The sequence below is a fragment of the Pseudoteredinibacter isoporae genome, from assembly GCF_011602085.1.
Classification (GTDB): domain Bacteria; phylum Pseudomonadota; class Gammaproteobacteria; order Pseudomonadales; family Cellvibrionaceae; genus Pseudoteredinibacter; species Pseudoteredinibacter isoporae.
Genome location: NZ_JAAONY010000003.1, coordinates 409,374 through 426,825, shown reverse-complemented (window position 1 = coordinate 426,825; position 17,452 = coordinate 409,374). Strand labels below are relative to the sequence as shown.

The 17,452-nt window shown below is 50.4% G+C and carries 14 protein-coding genes; 8 read left to right on the top strand and 6 right to left on the bottom strand.

Features of this window, described 5'->3' with window-relative positions; translation table 11 throughout:
- The first annotated feature begins 80 nt into the window (after positions 1-80).
- Entirely contained in the window at positions 81-1,415 is a 1,335-nt protein-coding gene (locus tag G8768_RS18235) for a class II 3-deoxy-7-phosphoheptulonate synthase (protein ID WP_208020259.1), read from the top strand.
- 51 nt (positions 1,416-1,466) lie between these two features.
- Here G8768_RS18235 and G8768_RS18230 read toward each other — a convergent pair whose 3' ends face one another.
- From G8768_RS18230 to G8768_RS18220, 3 genes are all read right to left on the bottom strand, one after another.
- On the bottom strand, positions 1,467-3,203 hold the full coding sequence (locus tag G8768_RS18230) for a bifunctional diguanylate cyclase/phosphodiesterase (RefSeq protein ID WP_166848002.1): 1,737 nt from the start codon (positions 3,201-3,203) through the stop codon (positions 1,467-1,469).
- Positions 3,204-3,446: 243 nt separating this feature from the next.
- Positions 3,447-4,394 (bottom strand): MBL fold metallo-hydrolase, encoded by a 948-nt coding sequence (locus tag G8768_RS18225; RefSeq protein ID WP_166848005.1) that lies wholly within the window; start codon positions 4,392-4,394, stop codon positions 3,447-3,449.
- Between the two features lie 33 nt (positions 4,395-4,427).
- Complete coding sequence (locus G8768_RS18220; RefSeq protein WP_166848007.1) at positions 4,428-5,237, bottom strand: SDR family NAD(P)-dependent oxidoreductase; 810 nt, start codon at positions 5,235-5,237, stop codon at positions 4,428-4,430.
- A gap of 433 nt (positions 5,238-5,670) precedes the next feature.
- On the opposite strand from G8768_RS18220, the gene fadB reads away from it, so the two are divergent.
- Both fadB and fadA read left to right on the top strand, forming a co-directional pair.
- Positions 5,671-7,821: a fatty acid oxidation complex subunit alpha FadB gene (fadB, locus tag G8768_RS18215; protein ID WP_166848010.1), complete on the top strand. Its 2,151-nt coding sequence runs from the start codon at positions 5,671-5,673 to the stop codon at positions 7,819-7,821.
- Between the two features lie 77 nt (positions 7,822-7,898).
- Complete coding sequence (gene fadA / locus G8768_RS18210; protein ID WP_166848013.1) at positions 7,899-9,074, top strand: acetyl-CoA C-acyltransferase FadA; 1,176 nt, start codon at positions 7,899-7,901, stop codon at positions 9,072-9,074.
- 80 nt (positions 9,075-9,154) lie between these two features.
- Here the strand turns inward: fadA and G8768_RS18205 are convergent, their stop codons facing one another.
- From G8768_RS18205 to G8768_RS18195, 3 genes are all read right to left on the bottom strand, one after another.
- Positions 9,155-9,343: a DUF2783 domain-containing protein gene (locus G8768_RS18205; protein ID WP_166848018.1), complete on the bottom strand. Its 189-nt coding sequence runs from the start codon at positions 9,341-9,343 to the stop codon at positions 9,155-9,157.
- On the bottom strand, positions 9,333-11,066 hold the full coding sequence (locus G8768_RS18200) for an FAD-dependent monooxygenase (protein ID WP_166848022.1): 1,734 nt from the start codon (positions 11,064-11,066) through the stop codon (positions 9,333-9,335). Before G8768_RS18200 ends, G8768_RS18205 begins: the two co-directional genes overlap by 11 nt.
- 148 nt (positions 11,067-11,214) lie before the next feature.
- Positions 11,215-11,967, bottom strand: coding sequence for a helix-turn-helix transcriptional regulator (locus G8768_RS18195; protein ID WP_166848025.1), 753 nt, complete (start codon positions 11,965-11,967; stop codon positions 11,215-11,217).
- 242 nt (positions 11,968-12,209) lie between these two features.
- Here G8768_RS18195 and G8768_RS18190 point away from each other — a divergent pair, with 242 nt between their 5' ends.
- The 5 genes from G8768_RS18190 (at position 12,210) to G8768_RS18170 (ending at position 17,424) form a co-directional block, all read left to right on the top strand.
- On the top strand, positions 12,210-13,049 hold the full coding sequence (locus tag G8768_RS18190; protein ID WP_166848028.1) for a class D beta-lactamase: 840 nt from the start codon (positions 12,210-12,212) through the stop codon (positions 13,047-13,049).
- Positions 13,050-13,203: 154 nt separating this feature from the next.
- Complete coding sequence (locus G8768_RS18185) at positions 13,204-13,707, top strand: PaaI family thioesterase (RefSeq protein WP_166848031.1); 504 nt, start codon at positions 13,204-13,206, stop codon at positions 13,705-13,707.
- Positions 13,704-14,138: a PaaI family thioesterase gene (locus G8768_RS18180; protein ID WP_166848034.1), complete on the top strand. Its 435-nt coding sequence runs from the start codon at positions 13,704-13,706 to the stop codon at positions 14,136-14,138. The genes G8768_RS18185 and G8768_RS18180 overlap by 4 nt, the downstream gene beginning before the upstream one ends.
- Before the next feature lie 174 nt (positions 14,139-14,312).
- Positions 14,313-16,241, top strand: coding sequence for a molecular chaperone HtpG (gene htpG, locus G8768_RS18175; RefSeq protein WP_166848037.1), 1,929 nt, complete (start codon positions 14,313-14,315; stop codon positions 16,239-16,241).
- A 160-nt stretch (positions 16,242-16,401) separates the two neighbouring features.
- Positions 16,402-17,424 carry an NAD(P)H-dependent glycerol-3-phosphate dehydrogenase gene (locus G8768_RS18170; RefSeq protein WP_166848040.1) on the top strand — a complete coding sequence of 341 codons (1,023 nt, stop codon included), beginning with the start codon at positions 16,402-16,404 and terminating at the stop codon, positions 17,422-17,424.
- Positions 17,425-17,452: the final 28 nt, after the last annotated feature.

The window sequence follows — 17,452 nt, the reverse complement described above, 5'->3', positions numbered from 1 at the left end:
AACCATTTGCCCCTTTGTTATTGTTTTGATTCGGGTACAATCCCTGCTTTTACTTTTGCAGATGACATCGAAGTACGATCATGGATTGGACCCCCAATAGCTGGCAGCAATTCCCGATATTGCAGCAACCCCAATACCCAGACGCCCAAACGCACGCTGAGGTTCTCAAACAAATTACCCAGCAACCACCTCTGGTGTTTGCAAAGGAATCCGAACGACTGAAACAGCAGCTTGCGGATGTGGCCATGGGCAAGGCCTTTTTGTTGCAAGGGGGTGATTGCGCAGAATCTTTTCGCGATTTTTCCGCAAATCAGATACGCGATACCCTGAAGGTGATTCTGCAGATGGCGATTGTACTGACCTATGCCGGCCGCAAGCCGGTGGTCAAGGTCGGGCGTATCGCGGGTCAGTTTGCCAAGCCCCGTTCTTCCGACATTGAGACTCGCGAGGGTTTGAGTCTCGACAGTTATCGCGGTGATATTGTAAATGCCACTGACTTTACCGAAGCGGCGCGCACTCCCGATCCTGAGCGTTTGCTGAAAGCCTATCACCAGTCCACGGCGACTTTGAATCTGTTACGTTCAATGGTGCAGGGCGGCATGGCGGATCTGCATCAGGTAAGTCGCTGGAATCTGGATTTTGTTCAGGGTAATGAACAATGCGCTCGTTATCAGGAATTGGCCAGGCAGATTCAGGATACGCTGGATTTTATGGAAGTTTGCGGCGTTACCAGCGAAACCCATCCTGCACTTTCACGTACAGATCTGTACACCTCCCATGAAGCCTTGCTGCTGGATTACGAGCAGGCGCTGACCCGTCAGGACAGCTTCTCTGGTCAATGGTACAACTGTGCGGCGCATATGTTGTGGATTGGCGAGCGCACCCGTCAGCTCGATGGAGCCCATATTGAGTACATGCGCGGTATTCACAACCCTATCGGTGTGAAGATCGGGCCCAATATGCAGGCGGATGAACTGATGACCTTAATCGACCGGCTGAACCCGGAAAATGAAGCGGGGCGCTTAACCCTGATTACCCGCATGGGTGCCGATACTATCGGGGACAAGCTTCCCGGTCTGGCGAGGCGAGTGGCCAGTGAAGGTCGTGCTGTAGTGTGGTCCAGTGATCCCATGCACGGTAATACTGTCACTTCCGGCAATGGTTTTAAAACCCGTTCCTTTGATGCCATTCTGAAAGAGATTCAGAACTTCTTTAAAGTCTTGAAAGCCGAAGGGCAGCATCCAGGTGGTGTGCACCTTGAGATGACGGGGGCTCATGTAACCGAATGCCTTGGTGGCAGTTATCACGTCAGTGAGGCCGATCTGGAAAATTGCTACCGCTCCCAATGCGATCCTCGATTGAATGCGCAGCAGGTGTTGGAACTGGCGTTCAACGTGGCGGACTGCCTGCGTTAATTGCCGCCAAATTAGTCTTAAAGCAGAATGCTCTGGCTAAGGTGCGAGACCTTAAAGAGGTCTCGCATCGCTGGCTTGATTGATAACCAGAGAATTTCCGCCCACTTGTTTTGCAGCCGCTTTTAACGGCGATAAGGCGCTGGAAATTTCAAACGCATTGCTGAACTGTTGGGGAGAGACTTCCAGTGCGGCAATGGAGATGCTGGTCAGTGGAAAGAAACGTGTTTCATCATAGCGATCTTTGCATTCAAATCCTCCCGCCTGAACATGCTCGGGCAAATACAAATCCTTGCTGATCGAGCTGAAGCTTTGACCAACCTGTTTCAGACGGTCAACCCAGTCCTCGCTGTTCCATAACACTACAAAATCATCGCCGCCGATGTGGCCAACGGTATCACTGGCATTGTTGGCATGGCTTTTCAGACTTTGGCCGAGTGCCAGAATAACTTCATCGCCTTTGGAAAAACCGTAGACATCGTTAAAGGGTTTGAAGTTGTCGATGTCAAAATGGCACACCACAAATTTTCGCTCGGCGGTCAGCAGCTGTTCTATGCAATCGTTGATGGGAATCAAACCGGGTAGCTGAGTGAGCGGGTTAGCATGGCGTGCCTGTTTCAGTTGCAGTTCTGTCACCTGCTTGAGCAGATCAATCACATGGCCAATCCCCAGAAAGTCACTGTGATCGCAAATAATAAAATCATCTTCCTGATGATAGCGCGCTCTTGAGGTCACCATGCGGCTGACTTGCTCGATACTTAATTGTGCATCGACCACGAGCGGCGTTTTTTCCATAACCGCTGAAATCAATCGGTTGGCATACAGGTCGCGCCCAAAGGGTTTTGACAGCAGTCCTTGCAGTCGGCTGCGGTTGGCAATGCCGATAACTTTTTTACCTTTAACGACGGCGATGGAATTAATGCTGGGGCGGTTTAAAAACAGTTGTACAGTTTCTTCAACTGTGTGTTTTTCACTGACGTGGATAGAGTGAATGGCCAGGTTGCGCGCATAAAGTCCCTGGCCATTACGGCGTCCGGCCAGAGAGCGAACCACCCGGCTTAAACGTATTGTGGTGGGTGGCCGGGCTGTCGGGCGGCAGAAAAAATATCCCTGCAGATAATCAACCTTGAGTTGGCAGAGGTATTCAAATTCCGATTCGGTTTCCACCCCTTCGGCCACTACTTTGCAATGCATTGATTGGGCGATTTCGACAAAAGAGCGAACAAATTCCTGCTTGGTGGGATCAGCCTCGATGCCCTCGATAAAATGACGATCAATTTTGACGAATTCCGGCTTCACCTGCGACCACAAGCGCAGAGACGAATAACCAGCGCCAAGATCATCCAGAGCAATGGCGAAGCCCATTTCCTGATAGTATTTAAGTGCTTCGATGACCGCACTTTCATTGCCGCCCGGATGCTGCTCCGTCAGCTCGATGACAATTTGCTCAGGACTGATGTCGTATTTTTCCAGCAGTTCGAGCGTTCGCCCCTGGCGGTGGTCAACCTGTTGAATCGTCTGCGGGGAAACATTCAGAAACAGTTTGCCAGGTAAACCCAAATCGCAAAATCGTTCAATGGCTCTGGAGCGGCAAAGGTGTTCAATGGCGGCAAGCAAGCCATGTTGCTGCGCTTGTTCGATCAATTGCGTCGGGGAGTGCAATACACTGTCCGAAGGGCCTCGGCTGAGAGCTTCATACGCGAAAATTTCGCCACTGCTTTTATCGATAATAGGTTGGAACAGACTGCTTACTGATTTCTCAGCAATAATGGTTTGCAATTCGCCACGCATACTTTATTAACTCACGTCGAATAGCTTCATGCTAATAGCTGGCATCCTGCCGACCTATAACCATCCAACATAAACATGACAGTTTTATGTAAGTCATAGTGTTGCTGACTTCGGATGAGTCTCTGATTCTGTTATGGCTTTATGTATCGGCCGAGCGGGAGCTTCTTGAGCGGTAATTGAGGGGCAGAATAAGCGCGAGTCCAGCGAGTTACAGAACACGCGCCAATTTAGTGCAGAAGTGAATTAACTGTTGATTGCCCAGTGGGCAAGGCCCTGTGCATTAATTTTATTATCGAGTCCAATCAGGGCATTGATTTCTTCATCGGCCAACTGGCATTCGCGTTGACGAAGGCGATTGAGGCTGTCTTTCGTTAAATCTTCCTCAATTTTTTCCAGCTCCTCGCTTTGCTTGCGTTGTGTGGCGTACTCGGCATAGGTGTCAATCTGTTCAATCAGATCCGCTGCCAATTGCGGCAGCTGCTCAACCATACCGTAATGGGTCAGGTAAATACGTTGGGGTTTGAGTGACATCAAGCGTTTGATGCTGGCCTTCCAGGCAGGTGGATCAAAGTGCACGGGGGTGCTTGGTGGAAAGATAAAGGCGTGCTTGCTGCTTTGATTCAAAATCGGATAGGAGACCCCAAAGGTATCGCCGGTAAAAATGCCCTTGCTGAGAGGGTCATAAATACAGAAATGGTGGCGAGCGTGTCCCGGGGTATCCAGAAATTCCAGTTTCCGATCGCCCAGATAATGACAATCGCCATCGTTCACGCTGATTACCCGCTCTGCCTCGATGGCAATTAAGTCGCCGTAAGTGGCTGCAAATATTTCTTCGCCATAAACGGCAATGGTGGCATTTTTTAGTTTTTCCGGATCGACCATGTGTCGTTCGCCACGAGGGTGAATCAACAGTTTGGCATTGGGGCACTGGGCCATTAAAGTACCTGCACCACCAGCATGGTCCAGATGAACATGCGTCGGAATAATATAACGCAGTTGTTCCAGACTGATTCCGAGTTCGGTAATGGCTTCCACAATGGTTGGTACACAAAGGTGAGTTCCGGTTTCTACCAGAGCGGCTTCACCGTCTTGCACAATGAGATAGCAGCTGGCCAATCCCGCTCTGCCCATTCCGGTATCAATACAATAAACCCCGAAACCCAAATGTTCGGTTGCTAATACTTTTGCCATGCTATAGCTACCTTGATGCTGTCATTATTGGTTTTATTTTAATTCCTGACCACCATCGATCACGTTTTCAGGCATTAGGTCTGCAAACTGACGTTGCAGTTTTTGCATGCCACCCAACCAGCGTTGATAGTCATTGGCTTTATTCTGAAAATATTGCTTCACATTGGGGTGGGGCAGGATTAAAAAATCTTCACTGTCCAGACCTTCAACCACGCAGTCGGCAACGGTTTCGGCAGAAAGCATACCATCGATTCCCGCAACGCTGCCATCGCTGCCCGCGGTCATATTGGATTCAACGGCCTGAGGACAAAGGGCGGAAACCTTAATGCCCTGATGGCCATGAGTCACGGCGAGCCATTCAGCGATCGACAGAGCCGCGTGTTTACTGACGGAATAACTCAGGGAGCCTAGCTGTGTTAACAAGCCTGCCGCTGAAGCCGTAATCAGAAAATAACCGGAGCCGCGTTCCAGCATGCTCGGCAACGCGGCTCGTGCAGCCCAGATATGGGATTGCACATTGATGTCCCAGACCTTCTGGAAATCGGCATCGCTGGTGTTGACTCCGCCCAATCTCAAAATACCGGCATTCCCACAGAACAGATCGATGGCGCCGTGTTGTTCCAGGGTACTATTGACCAAGTGCTGAACACCCTCTTCGCAGCCAATATCACAGGCCAGTGCTTCTGCCATGGGGAGTTCGGAGGCAATGGCTTCCAGGCTGTCGCGATCAATATCGGCGAGAACGAGCTTTTTAGGGGCTTCCCGGGCAAAGCGGTAGGCGAGGGCTTTACCAATGCCGTTGGCGGCACCGGTGATGACGATAACTTTGTCGTTTAACTTCATGGCGTTGGGTCTTCACATTTATTATTTTGCTGTTTGGCGGTCGTTTGCATCGGCATTCGGGCAAAGTGACTTTAGCCGCCATCTTGGCTGAGTGCCCGATAAATAGGGGCGTAGGCGCGGTTAGGGCGCGATTCACAGCCAAACTAGAATGTCACAGGCCATTCATATTCCCAACATATCTTGCTGAATAGTGTTAGATTCACCTAGGTGATAATGCTTAGCAGGGTCATGATTCTGGTTGGTTTAGAGGACATTCTGCTCGTACTTTTATGTCAGGCAATGTGGTCGGATTTACCATTGGAGCGTTTTGGGTGAATCCTTAACCTTATTACACCCTAAAGTTGGGCCCTGTATGCACATCAAGTACTGCTCTGAGTGGTAGATAAAAGCAGCGGTTCCAAACTTTATTCCATTCACAAAGTGAGGCTGATAGATGATCTTTTCAGGAAAGGCCATAACGGTAAGCCAGTTAGACAACGGGTTTGCTGAGTTGAATTTCAATCTCGAAGGCGATTCAGTTAATAAATTTAACGCCTTGACCACCGATGAGTTGCGTCAGGCTGCGGAAACCTTGCGTTCTGCTGACAATGTAAAAGGCCTTTTGGTCACCAGTGGCAAAGACGTGTTTATCGTCGGTGCCGACATCTCTGAATTTGGTGCCAACTTCTCTGAATCAGAAGAAGCTATTGCTGAAGGTGTGCTGGCCACCAACAAAGCTGTCTTCAATGTTATCGAAGATCTGCCGTTTCCAAGCGTTTGCTGTATTAATGGTTTCGCGCTGGGCGGCGGCTTGGAAATGGCCCTGGCCTGTGACTACCGTGTTATGTCTACCGTGGCGAAAGTGGGTCTGCCGGAAACCAAGCTGGGCATTATTCCCGGTTTCGGTGGTACGGTTCGTCTGCCGCGTTTGATCGGTGCTGACAACGCTATTGAGTGGATTGCATCCGGTAAAGAGCAAAAGCCGGAAGCCGCTTTGAAAGCCGGTGCGGTTGATGCTATCGCCGAGCCTGCCAAGCTGAAAGAAGTTGGCCTGGCCATGTTGGAGCAAGCGGTTGCGGGCAAGCTGAACTACAGCGCCAAGCGTCAGGAAAAGCTTGAGCCTTTGCAGCTGAACGACATCGAAATGATGATGAGTTTCGAGACCTCCAAAGCGTTTGTTGCCGGTCAGGCGGGGCCACATTACCCAGCCCCTGTTACCGCAATTAAAGTGATGCAGAAAGCCGCCAAGCTGGACCGTGATGGTGCATTGGCAGAAGAAGCCAAAGGCATCGCCAAGCTGGCGAAAACGGAAGTCGCCAAGAATTTGGTTGGCTTGTTTCTGGGTGATCAGGAACTGGCGAAAACTGGCAAGACCTGGGCCAAGAAATCCACGGCCAAAGTTGAAAAGGCTGCGGTACTGGGTGCTGGCATCATGGGTGGTGGTATTGCCTATCAGTCGGCTCTGAAAGGCACGCCGATTGTCATGAAAGATATCGCGCAGGAAGGTCTGGATCTAGGCCTGAGCGAAGCGAGTAAATTATTGTCCACTCGTGTTCAGCGCGGTCGTATGACACCTGAAAAAATGGCGGGTGTTCTCAATATGATTGATCCAAGCCTGAGTTACGATGGCATGGACAAAGTCGACATCATCGTGGAAGCGGTTGTTGAGAATCCAAAAGTTAAGCACGCCGTATTGGCTGAAGTTGAAGAGAAAATGGCGGAAGGTGCCGTTCTGACGTCCAACACTTCAACAATCTCCATTAATTATCTGGCCGAAGCTTTGAAGCGCCCGGAAGACTTCTGTGGTATGCACTTCTTTAACCCAGTGCACAAAATGCCATTGGTTGAAGTGATTCGTGGCGAAAAAACTAATGACGAAGCGGTTGCCCGCACGGTGGCTTACGCATTGGCCATGGGTAAAAAGCCGGTTGTGGTTAACGACTGCCCGGGCTTTCTGGTAAACCGTATTTTGAGCCCATACATGGGTGCCTTTATGGGCCTTGTGAAAGAAGGTGCTGACTTCGTTCAAATCGATAAAGTGATGGAGAAGTTCGGCTGGCCTATGGGCCCGGCGTATCTGTGTGATGTGGTTGGTATCGATACCGGTGTTCACGCTGGCAGCGTGATGCGTGAAGGTTTCCCGACCCGCATGTCTGCGGACTACAAGAGCGCGTCTGAAGTTCTGTTTGAAGCGGGTCGTTACGGTCAGAAGAACGATGCCGGTTACTACAAATACGAGCTGGATCGCAAAGGCCGCCAGAAGAAAGTCTTCGACGAAGGCGTTTGGGATATTCTGGGCGACCACGTTGACGCACGTAAAGATTTCGAAGCCGAAACCATTGTTGATCGCTTGATGATTCCTATGTGTCTGGAAGCGGTTCGCTGTCTGGAAGAGGGCATTGCGGATACCGCCAACGACGTTGATATGTCGTTGATCTACGGTGTTGGTTTCCCTCCATTCCGTGGCGGTGCTTTGCACTATATTGATGATATGGGTGTAGCGGAATTTGTTGCAAAAGCTGATCAGTACGCCGAATTGGGCGAAATGTATCAGGCAACTGACCGCTTGCGTGAGATGGCCAAAAATGGCGAAACGTTCTTTTAAGCTCCGCGCAGTTTAAAAGACCTGAATCCGAACAGTGATTGGCAGGCAGAGCCTGCCAAATAATAGGAGATTAAGACGTGAGCTTAAATCCAAGAGATGCAGTAATTATTGATTTTGGCCGTACCCCGATGGGTCGCTCTAAAAACGGCTGTTTTCGTAATCGTCGCGCGGAAGATATTTCAGCCGATTTGATTAACGGTTTGTTGGCCCGCAACCCGAAAGTGGATCCTGCTTTGGTTGAGGATGTGATCTGGGGTTGTGTAAACCAGACCAAAGAGCAGGGCATGAACATTGCCCGCATGGTGTCTTTGATGACCGACATTCCTCACACCGCAGCGGCGCAAACTGTGAGTCGTTTGTGTGGCTCTTCCATGTCCGCTTTGCACACCGCTGCACAAGCCATTCAAACCAACAATGGCGATGTGTTCGTGATTGGTGGTGTTGAGCACATGGGCCACGTAGCGATGGATCATGGCGTTGATCCTAACCCGCGCCTGGCCAAGCACGTAGCCAAAGCGGCGGGTGCCATGGGTTTGACCGCTGAAATGTTGGGCTTGATGCATGGTATGACACGTGAGCAGCAGGACCAGTTCGCTGAGCGTTCTCATCGTCTGGCGCACAAGGCTCGCACCGAAGGCAATTTCGACGATGAGATCATTCCAATCGAAGGTCACGATGCTAATGGCGCACGTGTACTGATTGAGCAGGATGAAACCATCCGCCCTGAAACAACTGTTGAAGGTCTGTCTCAGTTGAAGCCAGTATTTAACCCGAAAGGTGGCACCGTAACTGCTGGTTCTTCTTCCCAGATTACCGATGGTGCTTCCTGCATGATCGTAATGTCAGCGGAAAAAGCCGAAGCCTTGGGTATTCAACCTCAAGCTGTGATTCGTTCAATGGCCGTAGCGGGTGTTGATCCTTCTATCATGGGTTATGGCCCTGTACCTTCGACTCAAAAAGCGCTTGAGCGTGCGGGTATCACCATTGAAGATATCGACTTCGTTGAATTGAACGAAGCCTTTGCAGCTCAGGCTCTGCCTGTACTGAAAGATCTGAATCTGTTGGACAACATGGACGAGAAAGTGAACCTGCACGGCGGTGCGATTGCTCTGGGTCACCCATTCGGTTGTTCCGGTGCTCGTATTACCGGCACCTTGCTGAACGTTATGCGTCAGAACGACGGCCGCTACGGTTTGTCGACCATGTGTGTGGGTCTGGGTCAGGGTATCAGTACCATCATTGAACGTTTGTAAAACCTTCAAAGATCAACTGATCAAAAAAAGCGAGCCATTGGCTCGCTTTTTTTTGTTCAAGATGTGCCAGACAGAGTCATTTATAAATCTTTTTCCGCAATTTTAATGGCGTTCAATACCTGCTCACTGTCCCCCAGTTGGTTGGCCAATATTAATACCAGCTTGGCTAACATTTTGGCTTCCTGTTCCGGGCCGGCATTGTCTATAGCTAGATACAGTTGATCGTAAATAGTTTCTATCTCTTCGTTATTCAAGTTTTTATTCAACATGTGAATCTCCGGAAGGCGTCAGGCAGAGGGCGTTTCGAAGGGCATTATGAATCCATTGTTGTGGGCTCTCTTTGTTTTGACCGCTTTGCCAAAGACCACAGATATGTTGGTCCGGGCGAATAAGCAGCAGGCTGTTTTCTTGAAGGTCATAACGCTCAAACAGTTTTCCCTCTTTATCATCAATGGTGAGGCAATGGCTGGGATTCTGATCTCCAGAATGTGTGCGGGTGATCAAAATGGGGTTTATTGACATGCCGTCGCGTTCATTACGCTCGATAACCTTTTTCAATTCGGCGCTGTTGTTTTCATCCTTTAAAAAGATCAAAACCGTAAAGCCTTTCAAAGTGTAATCGTGAAGGTATTGATTGTCTCCGAGTTTGACATTGGGAGTCACTTCACCGAGAAGCGCATATTCTGAGGTGGCAGTGCTGTTCAAAGGGCTGTTGTAATAGCTGTGAGGGCGGGAAGTGCGCCAATGCAACAAGTCTCGAACAAACGATTCGGTCAGACTGAGCGAAAGCACAGCATCACGCAATAGACGGGCACCTCGTGTTGGTGGTGACATAAAGCGTGTTGATTTTCCAGCTTCTTTGCAGATCTCCCGTGCGGCTTGTACTCGTTCGGTGGAGTAGCTGCGTAAAAGTTTTGGCCCCGCTTTTCCCTGCATGTGCATGGCCAGTTTCCAGGCGAGGTTATTGGCATCCTGCAAACCGGTATTGGCACCACGAACACCAAAGATGGGAAGTAGATGTGCGGCGTCACCTACGAATAACACTCGCTGCTCCTGGTAATCTGTTAGTGTTTTTGTGCTGGCGCTGTAAACGGTAGCCCAATCCAGTTGCCAGGGGACTTCTTGCCCGATCATGGTGAGTATTTTATTAATGCGGTCGGCAAGCTGTTTTTCTTCCATCGCTTGTTCCGGGCTTTCGCCATCGGGGAGGCGAAAGTCCAGGCGCCAGATTCCCTCGGGCTCGCGATGCACCAACACATTATTTCCGGGGCTCCATGGGGGATCAAAATGGCAGAGGCGTTCAGTGGGTAAATCGATATCGGCCTTGATATCGGCAATCACAAAGTTGCCGGTATAGGCTTCACCTTCCATACGGAGTTTGAGCAGTTTACGAATTGTCGAGCGACCTCCGTCGGCGGCGACTACCCAGGGGGCAGAATATTTCCGGCTGCCATCTTCGCTGCTGATATCCAACGTTGCACAGTGTTCGTTTTGCTCAATGCCGGTGACTTTGTGCCCCCAGTGAATATGAATCAGAGGATTTTCTTCTGCCGCTTCCACCAGAAACTGTTCGATGTATTGCTGTTGGATATTGGTGCCTGGCCCAAAGCGTTCATCCTTGCTGTGGGGCATTTGCATTTGATAGACCTCTTGCCCACGATAGTAAGAGCGTCCCATTTGCCAGCTCAGTCCTTTTTCGACAAAAGCCTGATCACAGCCCAGCATTTGCAGGATTTCCATTGAACGACGGGTTAGGACAATGGCGCGACTGCCGTGGCTCACTTGACGTTCGGCTTCAATAATCCGAGAGGCGACGCCAAAGCGAGCCAGATCCAGGGCCGTAGCCAAACCAATGGGGCCGGCGCCAACAATCAGTACTTCTTGCTTGAAATCGCCGGCCGCTTGAGAGGGCAAGGGTTCAACCGGGTAAACCTTGTAATGGTAAAAGATCGAAGGGCGTGGCTGGGCTTCGGCCACATGCGTGTTTGACATGGTTAGACCTCCTTAGGCTATGGTGAGAGCTTAAGTCAGGCTGGCATGTTTTGTCTGTCACCCCAAGGGATGACAATGGCGGGATTTCAGGTCGTGTCGTTTTGTAGGATCAAGCGCTATAGCTTCTGGAGTCAGGCGCTGCAAAGGTTCAGGTGGCGCTGCCAAGGTAAAGGGCAAAGAGTTCAGCCTGGGTGCTCAGTTGCAACTTTTCATAGGCCCGGCGTCGGAAGGTGCGGGCAGTATTAATGCTGACCTCCAATTTCAAGGCAATGGCTTCATTGCTGTGCCCAGTGACAATAAGACTGCAGGTACTGGCTTCCCTTGGTGATAGGCCTGCCGGGTGATGGCGGAAAAACTCTTCAAGTTTGTCTTGTTGCAGTTTTATATTGCTGTTGTCTTCGGGCAAAAGCTGTTGATGTTTATCCAGCAGGGCCGTGGCGTAGGGGGCGGCTTGTTGACAGCGTTGCAGTTCCGCCTGGCTGAAGGCGTCGCGTCCCTGACAGCGATACAGATTGATGTAGTAACTGCTCTCACCACATTGACTCAGGATAAATAACTTCTCCTGGAGATCAGCTTCCTCAAAAAACAAGCGTCGATATTGACCCTGATCCATAGTCTGGGTACTAATCTGGGCCACAATGCCGTTGTCACTCGATTTCAATTGTTGCAGCTGTTCATCCCCCTGGTACATGGATTCACTGTAGAGATCGCAAAGTCGCTTAATCAGCTCAGGGTCATTGGGGCGAGCGGAAACAAGCGTGCGAGGGGCCTGGCCTGGTTTGAGTTCCCAGGCAGTGCATTGGTCAAGCAGCAGCAAGCGTACCCAGAAATCATAAAACTGCTGGGAAAAATCGTCGCTTCCGAGGCTGCCAATCAGCCGACTTTGAAAATCGAAATCCATAGTAACTCAACCAATATTGTGGCCATGTTTTTTTTGTAAAATGCCGGCACTATTTGCGCTTTTTTCTTGTCGTATACACGATACCGATGATGACGGTTCAAAACAAGAAAGCGATCACTGCCTGACATTTGCAATATTAGGAAATAGACGCTGTCATAGGTAGGTAAGGCAGCTTCGATTAACATTGGCTTTTATTGTTCATAAAGAGCCATAGGGCTTACTTTTTTACTGGCGAAATTATTATGTTGAAATCCAAAGGTCTCTTTTGTTTATTTGCAGTGTTGCACTCTGTAGCGCTCACGGTGAATGCCCAAATGGCGGATACAGCCTGCGGCGAACGTTGCAGCTTTGTGTTGCTCAATGAAGAGGATGGGAAGTTTCAATTTGTAAACCAGCAGCGTGCGGAAACCCGTTTTACCCCGTTTTCCAGTTTCAAAATTGCGAATACCCTGATTGCATTGGAAACCGGTCAGCTTAAGGATCTGTCCCAAACGTTCTCGGTAAACAAAGAAGCCTACCCTGTGGAATCCTGGTGGCCCAAGCGTTGGTACGAAGCGCCCCTGACGATACGAGAAGCCTTTCACGCATCGGCCTTGCCAATTTATCGCCAACTCGCGGTGGACATTGGCGATACGGATATGACGCGTGTACTCAACGGTTTTCAATACGGAAATGGCGATATCAGCTCTGGACTGGATAGCTTCTGGTTAAATGGCAGTTTGCAGATCAGTGCTGTCGAGCAGGTGTGTTTTCTCCGGCGCCTGGCGCGCAGGGAGTTACCTTTAAGCGCGAATAGCTTTGCAATGTTTGAAGACATCATGGAGGTGGATCTGGATAAAGAGCCCAGTTGGTTTGCCGAGGCGTTTAAACAGCAAAGTGGAGATGTCAAACTGTTTGCCAAAACCGGTGGTGGTCCGCTCTCCAATGAGAAATATATCGGCTGGTATGTGGGCTATGTTCAAAATGCCGAGGGGAATCATTATTTTGCCTTGAACATGGAAGCCGACAGTTTCCGGAGTATTCAAGGCGCGCGCAAAGCGAAAGTCCTGCAGCAGTTGAAAGATTTCAATGTGTTGAAGTAAGCGTAATTGGACTGAATCACGCTGATCTTGCTAAGAGTAATGAGCGTATCCGCTAAATTCTGTGTTGGGGATGGGGCTTAAAAGTAGCTATACTCATTCCTTACAGTCGCTGGCCTTTCCGCTGGCAGTGACATTCACAGAATAGAAGGTGTGTATGGCGGTTGATATTGTACTGGTAAAGAAGCTGGCCAAGCTGATGGTTTCCGCGAATAAGGGTGACCATTTTCATCAGTTGGGTCTGGAGTTTACCCATTTGGAAACCGGGGCCTGTGAAATGCGATTGCCCTACAGTGAGCGCCTGGTTGGCAATCCGGATACTGGTGTTGTGCACGGTGGTGCGATTACGGCGCTGCTCGATACCTGTTGCGGAATGGCCTGCGCCACCGTGCTTGAAGATGTTGGCTTAACGCCAACGATGGACTTACGCATCGACTATATGGGCGTGGCGGAGCCAGGGCAGGATATTTATGCCCGCGCCGATGTGTATCGAAGTTCCCAGAGCGTACTGTTCGCCCGTGGTCGGGCTTATACCAAAGGGCAGGAAGATCGGCCTGTCGCCCATTGTGTGGCCAACTTTATTCGTCTGGACGAAGAGGTACTAAAGAACTTGAGTGAGCAATTCAAACCCTTCCTGGAAGCGGTGGAGGTGGATTTATGAATGCGATATCCGAAGCGTGCAAACGGGCTCGCGATGAGTGGAAACCCGAGCTGATTATCGAGCAAATTCCCTATGCCCAGCTGCTTGGCATCGAAACCCTTATGATGGGGGATGAGTTGTTTTACGTCTTGCCGCCCAGCAAAGGCAATGTGGGCAATCCAACCCTGCCGGCTCTGCATGGTGGCGCCATAGGCGGTTTTCTGGAATTTGCGGCCAGCCTGCATCTGATGATGACGTTGCCTACCCAGGTGGCTCCTCGGGTGGTGGATATCTCCGTCGACTATGTTCGCCCGGGTCGCCTTGAGCCTCTGTACGCTTTGTGTACGGTTGTGCGTCAGGGACGCAAGTTGGTGAATGTATCGGTCAATTGCTGGCACAAGTCGCGCGAAGAAAGTGTGGCTACTGCGCGCGCTCATTTTTTAGTCGATTAGACGTATAATTCCCTGATCGCCCCGGCCTATGGCCGGGCGGCTTCTCGCCAGCGTCTCTGTTGGCAAATATTGTTGAAAAAGCTACTGCCAATCCCCTTTAAAAGCCGAGATTGACCCCCATAATTGGGTCTATGCACCCCAGTGGTGGACCGACTGACCAAGGAGAATGCGTAGATGAGCGTTGATGCACAAAAACAAACCATGGGATTCCAGACAGAAGCCAAGCAGCTGCTGCACCTGATGATCCACTCTTTGTATTCCAATAAGGAAATCTTCCTGCGGGAATTGGTATCGAATGCCTCGGATGCGGCGGATAAGCTGCGCTTTTTAGCCCTATCGAACGGTGATCTCTACGAGAGCGATGCCGATCTCAAGATTCGCGTTGATTTCGACAAAGACGCCAAAACCCTGACCATTACCGACAATGGTATTGGCATGAACCGTGACGATGTGATCGAGCATTTGGGCACCATTGCGAAATCCGGTACCGCTAACTTTTTATCCAACCTTTCCGGCGATGAGAAAAAAGATTCCCAGTTGATCGGTCAATTCGGGGTGGGGTTTTATTCCGCCTTTATCGTGGCTGACAAGGTTGAGGTGTATTCCCGAAAGGCGGGCGATGCCAGTGACCAGGGTGTTCATTGGGAATGCGATGGCGAAGCAGAATTCAGCGTGGAATCTGTTGAGCGTGCCGAACGTGGCACCAGTGTGGTCCTGCATCTGAAAGACGATGCGACCGAGTTTGCCGATGGTTGGCGTCTACGTTCCGTGATCAAAAAGTATTCTGATCATATTTCCTTGCCGGTCGAAATGCTGAAGCAGGAAATGCCAGCGATGGGTGAGGACGGTGAAGACAACAAAGAGACCGAAGACTCAGTTGTCGAATACGAAGTGATTAATACGGCAACCGCATTGTGGACTCGCTCGCGCAGCGAAGTCAGCGATGAAGAATACAAAGAATTCTACAAGCATATCTCCCACGATTTTGCCGATCCGGCCAAGTGGAGTCACAACCGCGTTGAAGGCAAGCTGGATTACACCAGCCTGTTGTACATTCCCGCAAAAGCGCCGTTTGACATGTACAACCGTGATGCCGCTCGCGGTCTGAAACTGTACGTGCAGCGTACCTTTATCATGGACGATGCCGAACAGTTTTTGCCAATGTACCTGCGCTTTGTGAAAGGTATCGTCGATTCCAATGATTTGTCATTGAACGTAAGTCGCGAGATCTTACAGAAAGATCCGAATATTGATGCGATGCGCTCGGCCTTGACCAAGCGTGTGTTGGATACTCTGGCCAAAATGGCCAGTAAAGAGCCTGAGCAGTACGCTGAATTCTGGACCGAGTTTGGCCAGGTTCTGAAAGAGGGGCCGGCTGAAGATTTTGCCAATAAGGAAAAAATCGCCAAGCTGTTCCGCTTTGCCAGTACCCATACCGATAAAGCCGATCAGGACCAGTCCCTGGAAGAATATGTGGGACGCATGCAGGAAGGTCAGGACAAGATCTATTATGTGGCCGCCGAGAACTTCAATACCGCGAAGAACAGCCCGCATCTGGAAGTGTTCCGTAAGAAGGGCATTGAGGTCTTATTGCTCAGTGATCGAGTCGATGACTGGTTGATGAGCCACATGATGGAATTTGACGGCAAGTCTTTCCAGGATGTGGGTAAGGGCGCTTTGGACCTTGGAGAGCTGGAAAGCGATGAGGATAAAAAAGCCCAGGAAGAATCTGAAAAGCAATTTGAATCTCTGATCGAGCGTGCCAAGGAAGCTTTGAAGGATCGTGTAGATGACGTGCGTATCACCCACCGTCTAACCGACTCCCCGGCGTGTCTGGTGGTGAATGAACAGGATATGGGGGCTCAGATGCGTCGCCTGTTGGAGCAGGCCGGTCAGGCTGTTCCGGACAGCAAGCCCAATCTGGAGCTTAACCCTGAGCATCCATTGGTAAGCAAGCTGGACCAGGAGGCCGATGAAGACCGCTTTGCGGATCTGGTTGGTATTTTGTTTGATCAGGCCAATCTGGCTGAAGGCGGCCAATTGGACGATCCGGCTAACTATGTGCAAAAGCTGAATAAACTTTTATTAGAACTCAGCCACTAAGTTGTTATAGTGAACGGGCCCGGGTAGACCTAAGATCCTGACCCGGGTCCGTATTAGCTTACGTTTTGAACGCTTTACTGATGAGACATTTACAGCTTAAGTGTCTCATCGCAGCGTTGACGAAATAATAACAATTCCAATCGATAAAGGTTTCAGGCGCATGACAAATCCACAACAGGTAGCGGTTCTCGGTGGTGGCAGCTTCGGTACCGCCATTGCTAATATTGCAGCCAGTAACGGCCATAAAACCTACCAGTGGATGCGCAATAAAGAGCGTGCGGCCAAGGTACAGCAGGCCCGGGAAAACAGCGAATATCTGCCCGGTTACAAACTCAGTGATAATCTGACGGCCTGTGCCGATTTGCAGGAAGCGGTCGGCTCGGCGGATGTGGTTTTTATTGCCATTCCCAGTAAGTCTTTCCGTGAAGTTACCCAATTGCTGGCGCCAATTTTGAAAAGTGGCACCATGGTGATCAGTACCACCAAGGGTATCGAGCCCAGCGGCTTTACCCTGATGAGTCAGGTGCTTGAGCAGGAACTGAACGATGCCCGTATTGGCGTGTTGAGCGGACCGAATTTCGCAAAAGAAATTGTCGCGCATCAGCAAACCGGCTCGGTGATTGCCAGCGAAGATGAAGAACTGATCAGCTGTATTCAGGAGTTGCTGTGTTCCAGCACATTTCGTTTGTATGCCAACAGTGATCGCTACGGCGTGGAGCTGGGTGGCGCCCTGAAAAATATTTACGCCATCGTAACAGGGTTGGCAACGGCTTTGGGCTGTGGCCACAACACCATCGCGATGTTGTTGACCCGCTCGCTGGCGGAGATGGGACGTTTCGCAAAACATCTGGATGCTGACCCGTTGACCTTTTTAGGTTTGGCTGGGGTGGGTGACTTAATTCTTACCTGTACATCAGACCTCAGTCGGAACTACCGCTTGGGAATGGCGATTGCCCAGGGGCAATCCCTGCAGCAGGCCGAGGCGGATATTGGCCAGGCTGTAGAAGGGGTGAACACGCTGCGTTTGGTGAAACAAAAAGCTGATGAGCTGGGTGTGTACATGCCTTTGGCGAGCGCGTTACATGGTATTTTGTTCGAGGACTACAGCATCGGCGATGTCGCTGACAAGCTGATGGGCGGCGAGCAAAATAACGACGTTGAGTACTCCCAAAAAAACCTTTAGTATCTTTTAACACTCTTGCTAAACCTGT

Bases quoted from the DNA above. Each gene is read 5' to 3' on its own strand.
- G8768_RS18205 (WP_166848018.1), bottom strand. From the start codon at position 9,343: ATGTTGAATAAAAACTTGAATAACGAAGAGATAGAAACTATTTACGAT.
- htpG (WP_166848037.1), top strand. From the start codon at position 14,313: ATGAGCGTTGATGCACAAAAACAAACCATGGGATTCCAGACAGAAGCC.
- G8768_RS18180 (WP_166848034.1), top strand. From the start codon at position 13,704: ATGAATGCGATATCCGAAGCGTGCAAACGGGCTCGCGATGAGTGGAAA.
- G8768_RS18185 (WP_166848031.1), top strand. From the start codon at position 13,204: ATGGCGGTTGATATTGTACTGGTAAAGAAGCTGGCCAAGCTGATGGTT.
- G8768_RS18230 (WP_166848002.1), bottom strand. From the start codon at position 3,203: ATGCGTGGCGAATTGCAAACCATTATTGCTGAGAAATCAGTAAGCAGT.
- G8768_RS18195 (WP_166848025.1), bottom strand. From the start codon at position 11,967: ATGGATTTCGATTTTCAAAGTCGGCTGATTGGCAGCCTCGGAAGCGAC.
- fadB (WP_166848010.1), top strand. From the start codon at position 5,671: ATGATCTTTTCAGGAAAGGCCATAACGGTAAGCCAGTTAGACAACGGG.
- G8768_RS18235 (WP_208020259.1), top strand. From the start codon at position 81: ATGGATTGGACCCCCAATAGCTGGCAGCAATTCCCGATATTGCAGCAA.
- G8768_RS18225 (WP_166848005.1), bottom strand. From the start codon at position 4,394: ATGGCAAAAGTATTAGCAACCGAACATTTGGGTTTCGGGGTTTATTGT.
- G8768_RS18190 (WP_166848028.1), top strand. From the start codon at position 12,210: ATGTTGAAATCCAAAGGTCTCTTTTGTTTATTTGCAGTGTTGCACTCT.
- G8768_RS18170 (WP_166848040.1), top strand. From the start codon at position 16,402: ATGACAAATCCACAACAGGTAGCGGTTCTCGGTGGTGGCAGCTTCGGT.
- G8768_RS18220 (WP_166848007.1), bottom strand. From the start codon at position 5,237: ATGAAGTTAAACGACAAAGTTATCGTCATCACCGGTGCCGCCAACGGC.
- G8768_RS18200 (WP_166848022.1), bottom strand. From the start codon at position 11,066: ATGTCAAACACGCATGTGGCCGAAGCCCAGCCACGCCCTTCGATCTTT.